At 42.0% G+C, this 13,196-nt stretch carries 7 protein-coding genes; all 7 read left to right on the plus strand.

The window, feature by feature from the left end; translation table 11 throughout:
* The first annotated feature begins 122 nt into the window (after positions 1 to 122).
* The 7 genes from GD631_RS06315 (at position 123) to GD631_RS06345 (ending at position 13,180) form a co-directional block, all read left to right on the plus strand.
* On the plus strand, positions 123 to 3,554 hold the full coding sequence (locus GD631_RS06315) for a TonB-dependent receptor (protein WP_143256847.1): 3,432 nt from the start codon (positions 123 to 125) through the stop codon (positions 3,552 to 3,554).
* Positions 3,555 to 3,565: 11 nt separating this feature from the next.
* Positions 3,566 to 5,485 (plus strand): RagB/SusD family nutrient uptake outer membrane protein, encoded by a 1,920-nt coding sequence (locus GD631_RS06320; protein ID WP_143256848.1) that lies wholly within the window; start codon positions 3,566 to 3,568, stop codon positions 5,483 to 5,485.
* Between the two features lie 23 nt (positions 5,486 to 5,508).
* Complete coding sequence (locus GD631_RS06325; RefSeq protein WP_143256849.1) at positions 5,509 to 6,831, plus strand: glycoside hydrolase family 76 protein; 1,323 nt, start codon at positions 5,509 to 5,511, stop codon at positions 6,829 to 6,831.
* A gap of 25 nt (positions 6,832 to 6,856) precedes the next feature.
* Positions 6,857 to 7,999, plus strand: a complete 1,143-nt coding sequence (locus GD631_RS06330; protein WP_143256850.1) for a DUF4972 domain-containing protein — start codon at positions 6,857 to 6,859, stop codon at positions 7,997 to 7,999.
* Between the two features lie 22 nt (positions 8,000 to 8,021).
* Positions 8,022 to 9,488, plus strand: a complete 1,467-nt coding sequence (locus GD631_RS06335; RefSeq protein ID WP_143256851.1) for a DUF4972 domain-containing protein — start codon at positions 8,022 to 8,024, stop codon at positions 9,486 to 9,488.
* 232 nt (positions 9,489 to 9,720) lie between these two features.
* Positions 9,721 to 10,980, plus strand: coding sequence for a glycoside hydrolase family 76 protein (locus GD631_RS06340; protein ID WP_143256852.1), 1,260 nt, complete (start codon positions 9,721 to 9,723; stop codon positions 10,978 to 10,980).
* 28 nt (positions 10,981 to 11,008) lie between these two features.
* Complete coding sequence (locus GD631_RS06345) at positions 11,009 to 13,180, plus strand: hypothetical protein (RefSeq protein ID WP_143256853.1); 2,172 nt, start codon at positions 11,009 to 11,011, stop codon at positions 13,178 to 13,180.
* Positions 13,181 to 13,196 lie beyond the last annotated feature (16 nt).

Below are 13,196 nucleotides of genomic sequence, written 5' to 3' on the forward strand. Positions count from 1 at the left end.
GTATTTTATGGTAATTATTGAAGAGAGTGGATGATACGAACTATCATCTAGATGGGACTTGTGTGCCCATAAATGTTTAGATACAGAAAATAATATTATGAGAAATTTTTAACATGTTTAATATGAAAAATGCAATTAGAGAACGAAAGAGTAAGGTTCTCGGGCTATTCCTGTGCTTTTTACTTCTTGGAATGGACTACTCTTTCGCAAGTTACAACAATTATTCTCAATTTAAGACCCTTTCGGTCAGCGTGAGTAACTCGACGTTGAGAGAAGTGCTTAAAACAATAGAGAAAAGTAGTCAATTTGTTTTCTTCTATTTAGATGACGCTGTCAATTTAGACCGTAAGGTATCTATCGACAGTAAGAATAAGAATATAGAAGAAATTCTTTCTGAACTTTTTGAAGGTACTTCGTGTACTTATCGGATCTCTGACAGGCAAATATTTATTTCCGGAAAAGCCCCTGCTTCAACCGGGCAGCAACAGAATAAGCGGAAAATATCCGGACGTGTCACTGATATAAAAGGAGAGCCGCTTATTGGGGTGAACGTTACTGTGGATGGAGATGCAAACGGTTCAATTACGAATATGGATGGTTTGTATGAGATATTTGTAACCAAGAAGAGCGTAGTGCTTAAATTTACCTATATCGGGTTTAAAACTTCTGAAATACGAACCAATGCTTCGACCAACATTTATGATGTCACCTTGGAAGAACAAGTGAACGAATTGGAAGAGACTGTTATTGTGGGTTATGGTACCCAGCGTAAAATAAGTAATATCGGTGCACAGTCTTCCATGAAGATGGAAGATATTAAGACGCCTTCTGCCAGTTTAACAACTACATTGGCAGGTCGTTTGGCGGGTGTTGTGGCTGTACAACGTACAGGAGAACCGGGAAAAGATGCAGCTGATATCTGGATTCGTGGTATTTCCACTCCCAACACTTCTTCTCCGCTGGTATTGGTGGATGGAGTGGAACGTTCGTTCAATGACATCGATCCGGAAGATATTGAATCGTTGACAACGCTGAAAGATGCATCAGCAACAGCTGTGTATGGTGTACGTGGTGCTAATGGCGTAATTTTGATTAAAACCAAACCGGGAAAGGTAGGAAAACCGACAGTGAGCGCGGATTATTATGAATCGTTTACCCGTTTTACGAAGATGGTCGATTTGGCAGACGGTATCACTTATATGAATGCAGCCAACGAGGCAATGCGTAATGACGGTATTGCTACGAAATATACAGAAGATCAAATACGTAACACGATTGCCGGCAAGGATCCTTATCTATATCCGAATGTGGATTGGTTGAAAGAAATCTTTAATGATTGGGGACATAATCGCCGTGTGAATGTAAATGTACGCGGTGGTAGCGAGAAAGTCGCTTATTATGCATCAGTCAGCTATTTTAATGAGACAGGTATGACGGTGACTGATAAGAATATCAACACCTATGACTCCAAAATGAAATATAGCCGTTATAACTTTACTACCAATTTGAATATCGATGTAACTCCTACTACTAAGGTCGAGATCGGTGCGCAAGGTTATCTGGGAGAAGGAAATTATCCGGCCATCTCTTCTGCCGATTTGTATAATGCGGCAATGTCTATCTCACCGGTTGAATATCCGAAGATGTTCTTTGTTAACGGAGAAGCCTATGTACCGGGAACTTCAACCAATAACAACTTTAATAACCCTTATTCGCAGGCTACACGTCGTGGCTATGACAACCTGACGAAAAATCAGATTTACTCTAATTTGCGCGTCACACAGAATTTGGATATGCTCACGAAAGGACTGAAACTGACTGCTATGTATGCATTCGACGTATACAATGAGATACATGTACATCAGGACCGTGCGGAGTCTACCTACAACTTCCTGGACACTAGTGTTCCTTACGATATGAATGGGCAGCCTATTTTGCAACGTATTTATGAAGGAAGTAACGTGTTAAGCTATAAACAGGAAACGAGTGGTAACAAAAAGACCTATTTGGAGGCTTCCTTGAACTATGACCGGACATTCAACGACGATCATCGTGTCAGTGCGTTATTCCTGTTCAATCAGCAATCCAAACTATTATATCCGAAAGGAACACTGGAAGATGCGATTCCGTATCGTATGATGGGTATTGCCGGCCGTGCCACTTATTCATGGAAAGACCGTTACTTCGCAGAATTCAACATCGGTTATAACGGCGCCGAGAACTTTTCGCCTAAACATCGTTTCGGAACTTTCCCTGCATTTGGTGTAGGGTGGGTTGTTTCAAATGAGAAATTCTGGCAACCTCTGTCGAAGGCAGTTTCTTTCTTGAAGATACGTTATACGGATGGTAAAGTGGGTAATAGCGAAGTTTCCGACCGTCGTTTTATGTATCTGGATCAGATGAAAGAAAATGGAGACTATGGTTATAAATTCGGACCGAATGGAACTAAGTGGTCCGGTTATGAAACAGTGAATATGGCTGTCGACTTGATTTGGGAAGAATCTCGCAAACAAGACTTGGGTATTGACCTTAAGCTATTTAATGACGACCTGTCTATTGTGTTCGACTTGTTTAAAGAACGTCGTGAAAACATCTTGTTGAAGCGTGAACATTCTATACCTTCATTCTTGGGATACAACACATCTGCTCCTTACGGAAACATCGGTATCATAGAAAATAAGGGATTTGACGGAACGATCGAGTATAACAAGCGTATCAATAAAGACTGGGTAATTGCGCTTCGTGGTAATGTCACCTTTAATAAGGATAAATGGATTCAGGGAGAATTGCCGGAACAGAAATACGAATGGATGAACCAATATGGGCACAACATCAATGGAGTGAAAGGATATGTTGCCGAGGGACTGTTCACTCAAGCTGAAATAGATGATATGGCACGTTGGGAATCTTTGTCGGATGCCAATAAAGCAATTACTCCCAAACCGTTTGCGTCACAGTTTGGAACAGTGAAAGCCGGAGATATCAAATACAAGGATTTAAACAATGACGGTCAGATAGATGCATACGACCAGACTTACATTTCTCGTGGTGATGTGCCGACAACTGTCTATGGTTTCGGGTTTACAGTAGGTTGGAAAGACTTGTCTGTGGGCATGATGTTCCAAGGAGTGGCAGGAGCCGAACGTGTCTTGAACGGTAGCAGTATTAATCCGTTTAATGGCGGTGGTGGTAGTGGTAACCTCTACTCTAACATTGGCGACCGTTGGACAGAAGATAATCCGGATCAGAATGCCTTTTATCCGCGTTTGTCTTATGGAAGCGAAACAACCAGTAACATTAATAACTTCCAGAGAAGTACCTGGTGGGTGCGTAACATGAACTTCCTGCGTTTGAAGACATTGCAGATATCTTATAATCTGCCGAAACCTTGGGTGAATAAAGTTCATCTGAAGAATGCGGCTGTATACGTAATGGGAACTAACCTGTTCACTTTGAGTCGTTTCAAATTGTGGGATCCGGAGTTGAATACCGATAATGGTGCTTCTTATCCAAATACGACTTCTTATTCAGTTGGTATTAATTTCACATTCTAAACAAAAAGATAATGAAAAAATATAATTATATAATCGTTAGTTTGCTGGCGTGTCTCTTGACGACATCTTGTAATGACTATTTTGACCAGGTGCCTGATGACCGTTTATCACTAAAGGAGATTTTCACAACTAGAGATGGAGCCTTGCGGTATCTTTCGAACGTATACACATTCTTACCGGATGAATTTAACCAACGTCAGGTGCACGAAACAAGTCTGTACCGTACTCCCGGTCCCTGGACAGGCTCCAGCGACGAAGCAGAGTGGACAAATGACAATAAAGGGAAATTGATAAATAACAACTCTATCGATGCGACTGAAGGAACGATGGTATTGTATCGCTGGAAGAGCTGGTTTTCAGGTATTCATGAAGCGGCAGTATTTACAGAAAATGTAGATCAGGCACCGCTGACTGTTACAGAAAGAAATCAATGGAAAGCGGAAGCAAGAGCTTTGCGGGCGATCTACTATTTTTATTTAGTGCGTACCTATGGTCCGGTTCCTTTGCTTGAAAAGGATTTCCCGATGGATACTCCGAGCGATGAGTTGCAGCTCCCGCGCAATACAGTAGATGAGTGTTTCGATTTTATCGTATCAGAACTGAGGGGTGCGCAAAACGATGGTTTGCTGGACGATGCTTCTACCGACAAAGTGTCCGGATATGGCCGTATTGATAAGGCGATTGCACAGGCATTTATCATTGAAGCATTGACTTATCGTGCCAGCTGGTTGTTTAATGGAGAGTGCAATTTCTATTCAGACTTGGCTAACACGGACGGAACAAAACTGTTTCCTAACAAACCGGACGAAGCTACCAAACGTGCCAATTGGCAGAAAGTGATTGATGAATGTAACACTTTCTTCTCTAATTACGGAACTCGTTATCATCTGATGTATACCAATAAGGACGGTGTTTCTGTTTCCGGTCCGGACTCGGAAGGATTCAGCCCGACGGAATCTTATCGCCGTGCAGTAAGAACCCTGTTTTCTGAAATGGGTAACAATAAAGAAATGATTTTCTATCGTTTGGATAATGCTGCCGGAACCATGCAGTACGATCGTATGCCAAATAGATCCGGTAATACGACCAATTATAGGGGTGGTAGTTTGTTGGGAGCAACCCAAGAAATGGTAGATGCCTATTTTATGTCAAACGGAGAATCCCCTATTTCCGGTTATAGTGCTGACGGAGTCACTCCGATTATCAACGAAAAATCCGATTATGTAGAAGAAGGAGTTTCTACAACAGAATACAAAGGAATAGACGGTACTTTATATGCACCGACAGGAACCAGAATGATGTATGTTAATCGTGAACCTCGTTTCTATGTAGACATTACCTTTAGTAATTCAAGATGGTTTGATGGAACAGAAGGCGATTATATAGTAGATTTCACTTATAGCGGAAGTTGTGGTAAAGAACAAGGTAGCAATGACTACACGAGTACAGGTTATTTGGTGCGCAAAGGAATGGATTCCGGCGACCGTAACCAGAACTTGGTTTGTGTGCTCTTGCGTCTGACTAATATTTATTTTGACTATATCGAAGCACTTGCGCATGTCAGCCCGACTCATGAAGACATTTGGACGTATATGAACATGATCCGTAAGCGTGCGGGTATTCCGGGATACGGTGAAACTGTCAATCTGCCTAAACCGACTACAACGGAAGAAGTCATGGAGCTGATCCGTAAGGAGAAACGCATTGAATTGAGTTTTGAAAACTGCCGTTATTTTGATGTACGTCGCTGGGGATTGGTAAATGAGTATTTCAACAAGGCAATTCACGGCATGAATGTCAATTATGACGGAAATGAATTCTTTAAACGTACGGAGATTGTGAAGCGTATTTTTGACCGTCAGTACTTCTTCCCTATACCACAGGGCGAAATTGATATTGATAAAAACTTGGTTCAGAATACAGGATTCTAAATACTGATTATAAAATAGAAATTATGATGAAACAATATATTTTCTCTGCAGTTTGTCTCATGTCCGGTGCCCTTTGTATGTCCTCTTGCAATGAGGATAAACAGGCAAAGCCATATACTCCGGATTACGAGATTGTCCCGGAGTATACCAATGCGGATACCTGGACTGCCTATGAAGCATTTAATGATAACTTACTGGACCCCGATAAGAACATTTATAAAACAAGTACCGCTTATACTGCGGCTACAGACCGTAATAACGGAGCTGCTGCTATCTGGTGTCAACCGATCTATTGGGACATGGCTATGAACGCATATAAACGTGCAAAAGCGGATGGGGATGCGGAAAGAGAAAACAAATACAAGCAGTTGTGTGATGATTTGTTTGCCGGAAATAAAGCACATTATGTAAACTTTGATTTCGATAATAATAATGAGAATACCGGCTGGTTTATCTATGATGATATACAGTGGTGGACCATTACTTTGGCACGTGCTTACGAATTATTTAAAGTGGAAGAGTATCGCAGTTTGGCAGAAGCAAGTTTTGCACGTGTGTGGTACGGCTCTCCCCAGGTAGGTGATACGGGTTCCTATGCAGATCCTGAAAAGAATTTGGGTGGAGGTATGTTCTGGCAATGGCAGCCTATCGGCAATCCGAATGAAAATGTAGCCGGCGATGGTAAGATGGCTTGTATCAATTTCCCGACTGTGGTAGCTGCATTGACCCTTTACAACAATGTTCCTGCCGATCGTGTGGCTGATCCGAATCCGGAAAGCTGGAGTAATAAGTACGGTGATTTTACCCGTCCGCATTATGAAACGAAGGAAGCTTATCTGGCAAAAGGAAAAGAAATCTATGAATGGGCTGTGAAGAATCTGGTAGACAGTAATACCGGAGAAGTTGCCGACAGCAAACATGGTGAAGGCAATCCGGCATGGTCGGACCATGTATACAATCAGGCTACTTTTATCGGAGCTTCGTTATTGCTTTATAAAGCTACCGGTGAGAAAACATATTTGGACAATGCAATTTTAGGAGCTGACTATACAATGAATACCATGTCCGGAACGTACGATTTACTGCCGTTTGAGAGTGGCGTGGAACAGGGTATTTATACCGCTATCTTTGCGGAATACATGGCCATGCTGGTGAACGATTGTGGTCAGACCCAGTATATACCGTTCTTGAAACGTAGCATTAATTATGGCTGGGCTAATCGCGACCGGACACGTAATTTGTGTGGTGGCGAATATCATAAGGCACAGATAGAAGGCGCTACTATTGACAGCTATAGTGCATCCGGAATACCGGCATTGATGTTATTGTTTCCGGCAGATAAATAATTGTAACCCATAAAAAAGAAGAATAATGAATACGAAATATTCAAATTGGAAAATGTGGTATTATGTGTTGTGCATGGTACTGACACTTCAATTGGCGGCTTGTTCTGAAGAAATGCATGACGAGTATACCGCGGCTCCTGAAATAGAAGATACCTATATCGACCAACTGGATGTATTGATTGCTGAAATGACCGATTTGCAGCAAAATTCAGACTACGGAGATAAGAAAGGACAGTATCCCACCGAAAGCCGGGCAATTCTGACAGATGCGATAGATGATGCCAATCGTGCGGTACTTTTAATCAAATATCAGCAACCCTCTCCGTCGGAAAGTGAGAAACAACGCTATGTGGCAGAAGCCAAGGCGGCTATAGAACAGTTTGAGAGCACGGTCCGTACGGAAGATGCTGAAACGACACCGGCTGAACTGTTTGTGGACGGACGTGGTGACGGTGGTTCTTATATCGATTTCGGACGTAGCGAAGAATATGTCAATTTCGGAACCGAAGGAAGTCAAGCCTTTACTGTTGAGTTTTGGGTGAAAGTAACCAAAGGTGGTGGAAAAGACCAGAATGTGTTCCTGTCAACTTACATGGGCGGTGACGGATGGCGTAACGGCTGGATGATGTATTGGCGTAATGCAGACGGTGGTATTTATCGTGCAACTTGGGGCGAAACAGGAGGAAATATCTGTGAACCGTCACTAAAGGCACCGGAAGATGGAGAATGGCAACATTTCTTGTTTGTGTACAGTGATAAAGGCTTGCCGGGCAATCCGGAGCTTCGTGCGAAGTTGTATGTGAACGGAGAAGTGAAAACAACCGAGGGAAGCGTGGGTAGCAGATTCTATAATTCGAGCAACTATGCCAACTATAATGCGCCGATGACTGCTTTCGGACGTTATATGCGTACCAGTGATAATCTGTTTGAAGAAGGCTTTGCCGGTTATATGAAGAAAATCCGTATCTGGAAAAGCGCAAAGGATGACAAATATATTCAGAATTCTTATAATGGAACGGCTGAAGTGACAGGTAAAGAGGCAGATTTGGCGGCAGCATGGGATTTCATGACCAAACCTTCCGGTTCGGGTAATGAAGTAATAGATTTGACAGGTCGTCATACTGCTAAGATTATCGGTACTTACGAGTGGCAACGTATTGTTGAATAATAATGTAAAAACGATGAAAAACATGGAATGTTTAACTAATAAATGGAGAGAGGGAGCAATGCTCCTCTCTTTCCTCCTGATTTCTTGTCTGGCAGGGATATTTACCGCTTGTGACGATATTGAGGACGAGTATATAACAGATACACCATTAAGTATCTTGCAGGAAAGCCGTACGTCATTGAACTATTTATTGAAAAATTCGACCTACGGAACTGCTCCCGGGACATATCCTGAAACCGGAAAGGATATATTAAATGCTGCTATTACCGAGTTGGATGCACTGATAGCACGGGTAGAAGCTGGTGAAGAACTGGATGAGACAGCTTTGGAAGCAGCTGTAGCAAAGGTAAATCAGGCGATTGATGAGTTTAAAAATTCAAAATATTACAATCTGTCTCCGGAAGCACAGCAATATATCAATAATTTGCTGGCTAAGGCGGATGAAATACTTGCGATTGTTAACGATGAAACGAAATGGGGAAATCATCAGGGACAATATCCGGTAGAAAATAAGTCGGTTTTGGAGAGTGCAGCTAAAGACTTGGAAAGTCTGGCTGAAAGAATCAAATCCGGTTCCATCACAGATATGACGCAGGAGATTTATGATGAGGCTATTGCTACTGCCGATAAGAAAGTAGAAGAAGTAGAAGATTCTGCATGGCCGGATAACAGTCAGATTACCTGGAATCTGTTTGTAGACGGAAATGCCGGTTCTTATATAGACTTTGGTTATAGCGAGGATTATGTGAAGTTTGGAGAGGATGATAATCAGGCATTCACGATTGAACTTTGGGTGAATATTAAAGAATATTGTAATAAACAGGGAGAAGACAACTGTACTTTCCTTTCTACCATGACCAACGATCCTTATTGGAGCGGATGGCGTGCACAGGATCGTACAAAGGGATTATTAAGAACAATGGTTGCTCACTGGCAAGATAATAATTACACAAATCCACAAGAATGGGAACCGGGATGGAAAAAGTCGGATAACTGGACCAAAGATCGTTGGACGCATTATGCATTCTTGTTCAGGGATAAGGGACTGCCGGGATTTGATACTCCGACAGATGTGAAGTGTTATTCTATGATTGACGGTACGAGACAAGGTGAAATCATTCGTGTGGGTGAGCCCTGGAGAACGTATATCAATAAACAATCCATAGTCAATCAGATTCACATGACCGGATTCTGTATGATGGACAATAATGGAAATCGTAACGAATGGTTCTCCGGTTACATAAAGAAGATACGTATCTGGAAAACAAACCGGACAGAAAATCAGGTATATGCTTCTTATATGGGTAATGAAGAAGGTGTAAGTGCCGATAATCCGAATTTGGTAGAAGCCTGGGATTTTGAAGTGAAAGGTGATCAGCCTACTCAAAGTGCTACCAATACAATAACAGGTTTGAAAGGCCATACGGCAACATTGGTTGGCAATAACTGGCAATGGGTTGAATCCACAGACATTACAGATAATAAATAATTGTTTACCGGGATGAGTTTTCAATAGGTAGATTAAATATTCCCCTTATCTCTGTCATAAGGACAGAGTGAGGGGAAATTATTCTCCAATAACCCTTTATTAATCCTTTATTTTTATTGTAGAAAAGTGTTTTGGTCTGTATTTGTTCTTTATTGAATAAATATTATCGTTTTTTTTCAGCTATTTCTGCAATCTTTGTAACAGGAAAAATACTATAAACTTATAAACTATCATGAAAGGCAAAATTCTTTTGGCTCTGACACTACTATTGGGAGCATCAACTACTATATGGGCAGTCGGCAATTCAGGAAAAGCAAACCAGAAGAAGCATGCATATACTAACGAAGATGTATGGGCAGCTTATGAAGGATTTAACAATACACTACTAGACTCCAATAAATATATTTACAAGACAAATTCTTCCTATCCAAGTGCTGTTGACCGTGGCAATGGAGCAGCGGCTATCTGGTGCCAGCCTATTTATTGGGATATGGCAATGAATGCTTATAAACTGGCAAAGGCACAGAAAGACAGAAAGAAGACAAGTTATTATAAAACACTCTGCGAGAAAATATTCGCAGGGAACAAAGCGCAATATTGTCAGTTTGATTTTGATGATAACAATGAAAATACCGGCTGGTTCATCTACGATGACATCATGTGGTGGACTATCAGCCTGGCACGCGGCTACGAACTTTTTGGAGTGGATGAATATCTGAAACTCTCGGAAGCCAGTTTCAAACGTGTATGGTATGGCTCGGAAAAAGTCGGTGATACCGGTTCGTATGACAAAGAAAACGGAGGTATGTTCTGGCAATGGCAGCCCATTCAAAATCCGAAACCGAATAAATTCGGTGATGGAAAGATGGCATGTATCAACTTTCCGACAGTTGTTGCGGCATTAACCCTCTACAATAACGTGCCTGAAAATAGAAAAGAATCGACCGACAAACGGCCGGATTATCAGACGAAAGCTCAATATCTTGCCAAAGGTAAAGAAATCTATGAATGGGGAGTGGAAAATCTGTTGGATAAAGCAACTGGAAAGATTGCTGATAGCCGTCATGGAAATGGCAATCCCGCCTGGAAAGCACATGTCTATAATCAGGCAACCTTTATCGGAGCCTCCATACTGCTTTATAAAGCGACCGGAGAGAAACGTTATCTGGATAATGCTATTCTTGCGGCAGACTATACAGTGAAAGATATGTCTGCAGAACATAAAGTGCTACCTTTCGAAGGTGGTATTGAACAGGGTATCTATACTGCCATCTTTGCGGAATATATGGCATGGTTGGTGTATGATTGCGGACAAACCCAATATCTCCCGTTCCTGAAACGTACCATCAAAACAGGTTGGGCAAACAGAGATAAGACACGGAACGTATGTGGAGGCGAATACTATAAAAAGTTGCCGGAAGGTGCGGAAATCGACAGTTATTCTGCTTCCGGTATACCGGCATTGATGCTTTTGTTTCCGGCTAAGAAGTAAATAGAAAACGACACAGAACCACGTAAAAATGAATAATAAACAACTACTGATTATATTCAGCCTGTTATTAACCGGCAATTATGCTTCTTTTGCTCAAACTCAAACGGCCAAAGACAAGGAAGCAAAAACGACTTTTCAAACTGCCGAACCCTGGAAACCCGAAACAGATGTGCGTGCTGATGCCACGATGGTGTATGGCACGCTGGATAAAAAGGGTGTTTCTTTTGAACAGCGTGTTCAGTCGTGGAGAGACAAGGGGTATCAGACACAATTTATGACCGGAGTGGCATGGGGAGACTATAAAGACTATTTTCTCGGCAAATGGGATGGAATAGACGGTCACCTGAAAGAGGGCCAGCGGGATCGTAACGGAAACGAGATAGCCCACGGACACTTGATTCCCTACATTGTGCCTACCGAAAGTTTTATCCGTTATATGCAGGAAACGCAGATAAAGCGGGTGATTGATGCCGGCATTACTTCCATCTATCTGGAAGAACCGGAGTTCTGGATGCGTGGCGGATACAGCGAGGCTTTCAAGTCCGAATGGCAGAAATATTATAATTTTCCCTGGAGACCTCAACATGAATCTCCCGAGAATACCTATCTCTCCAATAAATTGAAATATCATCTCTACTATAATGCATTGGATAAGATATTCACTTATGCGAAAGAATATGGTAGATCGAAAGGATTGGATGTGAAATGCTACGTGCCTACTCACTCTTTGATTAACTATACTTCCTGGCAGATTGTAAGTCCGGAAGCCAGTCTGGCTTCATTGGATTGTGTAGATGGTTATATCGCACAGGTGTGGACAGGTACTGCCCGTGAACCGAACTTCTATAACGGTGTAAAGAAGGAGCGTGTATTTGAGAATGCTTTTCTCGAATACGGATGCATGAAATCCATGACTGCCCCTTTAAATCGTAGAATGTATTTCCTGACCGACCCGATTGAAGACCGTGCTAAAGACTGGTTGGATTATAAGATCAATTATCAGGCCACTTTTGCCGCACAGTTAATGTATCCGATGGTGGATACTTATGAAGTGATGCCATGGCCGGATCGTATTTATCAGGGATTATACCGGATAGCAGGAACGGATCAGAAAGAACGTATTCCCCGTTCGTATTCTACGCAAATGCAGGTGATGATTAACACTTTGAATGACATTCGCACTTCTGACAAACAAATCAGCGGTACGCACGGCATTGGTGTATTGATGGCAAATTCGCTGATGTTCCAGCGTTTCCCGGATCATAACGGATATGACGATCCACAATTCTCCAGTTTCTATGGACAAACCTTGCCTTTATTGAAAAGGGGAATTCCGGTGGAACTGGTACACATGGAGAATACTCCGTTTAAAGATACTTTCAACGGACTTCAAGTGCTCGTAATGTCTTATTCGAATATGAAACCGATGAAATCGGAATATCATAACTATCTGACAGACTGGGTTAAAAAGGGAGGTACGTTGGTGTACTGTGGAGAAGATGTCGATCCTTATCAAACAGTTTTAGAATGGTGGAATACGGAAGGAAACGCATACAAAGCCCCTTCGGAACATCTGTTTGAGGCGATGGGCTTGTCCCGCACTCCCAGTGATGGAACCTATCGATTTGGGAAAGGCACCGTGATTGTCATGCGCGAAGATCCGAAACATTTTGTATTAAAGGGCGGGAACGACCGGAAATACTTTGAAACGATTGCATCCTCTTATCAGAGTAAAACAGGTAAGAAGATAGAAATCAAAAACAATTTTATGGTGGAACGTGGTCCTTATACGATTGCGGCAGTAATGGATGAGAGTTCTTCTAAAGAGCCTTTGAAACTGTCGGGATTGTATATCGATTTGTTCGACAAAGACCTGCCGGTATTGACTGTCAAGCAGATTAATCCCGGTGAACAGGGGTATTTGTACGACTTGAATAAAGTATCGGGTAAAGTTAAAGCAAAGGTACTTTGTGGAGCCTCCCGCATTTATGATGAAAAAGTAGGGAAGCAAAGCTACTCGTTCGTAGCTAAAAGTCCGTTACATACGACGAATGTATCAAGAGTCCTTTTGCCACGTAAACCTGGAAAGGTCTTGGTAAACGGAAAGGCAGAACAGTCTGAATGGGATGAATCTTCCAAAACTCTTTTATTGCGTTTTGAGAATGACCCTGCCGGAGTGAATGTATCGATAGAATGGTAAATAGATTAAATAAATA

It is taken from the genome of Bacteroides luhongzhouii (assembly GCF_009193295.2).
In the GTDB taxonomy this organism is placed as follows: Bacteria; Bacteroidota; Bacteroidia; order Bacteroidales; family Bacteroidaceae; genus Bacteroides; species Bacteroides luhongzhouii.

Excerpts from the sequence above, each read along its gene's own strand:
- GD631_RS06315 (WP_143256847.1), top strand. The coding sequence starts at position 123 with ATGAAAAATGCAATTAGAGAACGAAAGAGTAAGGTTCTCGGGCTATTC.
- GD631_RS06320 (WP_143256848.1), top strand. The coding sequence starts at position 3,566 with ATGAAAAAATATAATTATATAATCGTTAGTTTGCTGGCGTGTCTCTTG.
- GD631_RS06325 (WP_143256849.1), top strand. The coding sequence starts at position 5,509 with ATGATGAAACAATATATTTTCTCTGCAGTTTGTCTCATGTCCGGTGCC.
- GD631_RS06330 (WP_143256850.1), top strand. The coding sequence starts at position 6,857 with ATGAATACGAAATATTCAAATTGGAAAATGTGGTATTATGTGTTGTGC.
- GD631_RS06335 (WP_143256851.1), top strand. The coding sequence starts at position 8,022 with ATGGAATGTTTAACTAATAAATGGAGAGAGGGAGCAATGCTCCTCTCT.
- GD631_RS06340 (WP_143256852.1), top strand. The coding sequence starts at position 9,721 with ATGAAAGGCAAAATTCTTTTGGCTCTGACACTACTATTGGGAGCATCA.
- GD631_RS06345 (WP_143256853.1), top strand. The coding sequence starts at position 11,009 with ATGAATAATAAACAACTACTGATTATATTCAGCCTGTTATTAACCGGC.